We start from the raw sequence: 2,172 nt of genomic DNA, 5'->3' as shown, positions 1-2,172 counted from the left end.
GCCTCCGACATGTCGCGCAACTTCACCTTCGGGCCGCCATCCGCCGAGCAGGCCGAACTGCACGCCATCGCCGAGCGGGCCTTTGACGACGGCCTGGCGTCCCTTGATGCGGGAACCACGCTCGCCCACGTGCATCGCGTCGCCACCGACAGCCTGGCGCGGCAAGGGCTGCGCACCTACCGCCGCGGCCATTTGAGTCGGTGTTTTCCGAACAATGGCCGTTCATCGCCGCCGACAGCGATGTCGTGATCGAAGCCGGCATGGTGCTGGCCTTCGAGATCCCGCTCTACATAGACGGCCTCGCTAGCTTCAATCTCGAGGACCAGTTCCTGATCACGCCGGACGGGCCCAAGCCGATGAACCGACTGCCGAGGCGGCTGGAGAGGATTGGATAGCGAGCGCGGGTCACTGCAGGGGCAGCGCTCTACGCCCCCCTCTGTCCTGCCGGACATCTCCCCCTCAAGGGGGGAGATTGGCAGCTTCGCCGTCTCGCCCACCTTACCGTGTAGATGATTTGGCGAAGGCTGTTGAGCGCGTAATCTCCCCCCTTGAGGGGGAGATGTCCGGCAGGACAGAGGGGGGCGCCACGGAACTCGGCGGTGGGCTGCCAAGCACCTAACCACTCACCGCCGGCCTTCTCCCCCTCCACGGCATCTCTTGCTCCAGCTGCGCCGACGCGGCCAGCACCGTTGCCTCGTCGCCGTAGCGGCCGACCAGCTGCACGCCGATCGGGACGCCGTCTTTCGACCAGCCGAGCGGCAGCGAGATCGCCGGCTGGCCGGAGATGTTGAAGGGAAAGGCAAACACCGCGTCCGTCCATTCGGCATTGTAGCGGTCGATATCCGTCTCCGACATGTCGTAATAGCCGAGCGGGCGCGGCAGCTGCGTCAGCGTCGGGGTGATGAAGAGGTCGTAGGCGCCAAGGTCGCCGACGATGTCGCGGCCGACCTGCCTGAGCTGCTCGACGTCGGAGATGTGCCTGGTGCCGCTGGTCGCACGGCCGCGCTCGATGATCGCGAAGGTCACCGCCTCGACATCACCCGGTGTCACCGGCCGCCCCATCACCGTTTCAAGGTAGTCGAAGGTCGCCGCCGTCTGCACGCAGGTCATGTTGGTGTAGGTCTTCCACACAGCATTGGCGTCGAGCGGCATGTCATGCTCCTCGACATGGTGGCCGAGCCGCTCGAGTACCGCCACGGTCTCCAGCACCGCCGCCTTCACCTCCGGATCGGTCGCAGTGCCGTTGGGCGGCGTGACGGAAAAGCCGATGCGCAGCTTCGTTGGCGCCCGCGCCGACAGGCTGAGCCAGGTGCCATCAGGAACCGGCGGCGTGTAGGGCTCGCCCGGCAGCGCGCCGGCGACCGCGTCGAGATAGGCCGCCGTGTCACGCACCGTGCGCGAGCAGCAAAGAAAATAGGCGCCGCCATACCAATAGTCGCCGAACGGCGCGAGGCTGACGCGGCCGCGCGACGGCTTCAGGCCGACGATGCCGCAGCAGGAGGCCGGGATGCGGATCGAGCCGGCGCCATCGCTGGCTTCGGCGATCGGCACCATGCGCGAAGCAATCGCCGCGGCCGCTCCGCCGCTGGAGCCGCCGGGCGTGATGCCTTCCTTCCACGGGTTCTTCGTCGCGCCGTAGAGCTTTGGCTCGGTGGTGATCGACCAGCCATTTTCTGGGGCGTTCGACTTGCCGACCAGCACCAGCCCGGCCGCCTTCATGCGGCGAACCACTTCGGTGTCGAAATCGGCGACGACATCTTTCAGGTAGAATGAGGAGTTGGTGTTCGGCGCCCCGGTCCAGGACGAGGCCAGCTCCTTGAGCAGGAATGGCACGCCGGCGAAGGGCGCTGATGTGTCGACCGTCTGCGCCTGGCCGCGCGCCATGTCGTAGAGGCGATGGATGACCGCATTGAGCGTCGGGTTGAGCCGATCGACCAGCGTGATCGCCGCTTCCACCAGCTCCGCCGGGGTAACGTCGCCGCGCTTCACCAGCGCCGCAAGGTCCAGCGCGTCGGACTCGGCATAGGTTTTCAGCAGACTGTCGGTGACCATGTCTCTCTCCCAATTCTTCAACGTCGTTCGTTGATCTTGCCAACGTTTGGCGCCGCCTCCCGGCACCTTCTGTCGAGAGGGACCAAGGCACTCAAGAAACCAGGCTTTTCGCCCTACGAA

General features: G+C 66.2%; 3 protein-coding genes. 2 read left to right on the top strand and 1 reads right to left on the bottom strand.

Annotated features, from left to right (window positions below; translation table 11 throughout):
- Window positions 1-249, top strand: a 249-nt coding sequence (locus tag EN914_RS39570; protein WP_245497900.1) for a M24 family metallopeptidase, incomplete at its 5' end; no start/stop codon positions are given.
- Window positions 246-395 carry a hypothetical protein gene (locus EN914_RS39565; protein ID WP_245265348.1) on the top strand — a complete coding sequence of 50 codons (150 nt, stop codon included), beginning with the start codon at window positions 246-248 and terminating at the stop codon, window positions 393-395. The genes EN914_RS39570 and EN914_RS39565, both read left to right, overlap by 4 nt.
- 220 nt (window positions 396-615) lie before the next feature.
- Here the strand turns inward: EN914_RS39565 and EN914_RS32960 are convergent, their stop codons facing one another.
- Window positions 616-2,052, bottom strand: a complete 1,437-nt coding sequence (locus EN914_RS32960; RefSeq protein ID WP_024504066.1) for an amidase — start codon at window positions 2,050-2,052, stop codon at window positions 616-618.
- Between the last annotated feature and the right edge of the window lie 120 nt (window positions 2,053-2,172).

The organism is Mesorhizobium sp. M7A.F.Ca.CA.001.08.2.1, from assembly GCF_003998455.1.
In the GTDB taxonomy this organism is placed as follows: Bacteria; Pseudomonadota; Alphaproteobacteria; order Rhizobiales; family Rhizobiaceae; genus Mesorhizobium; species Mesorhizobium ciceri.
This window is presented reverse-complemented; position numbering and strand designations above follow the sequence as displayed.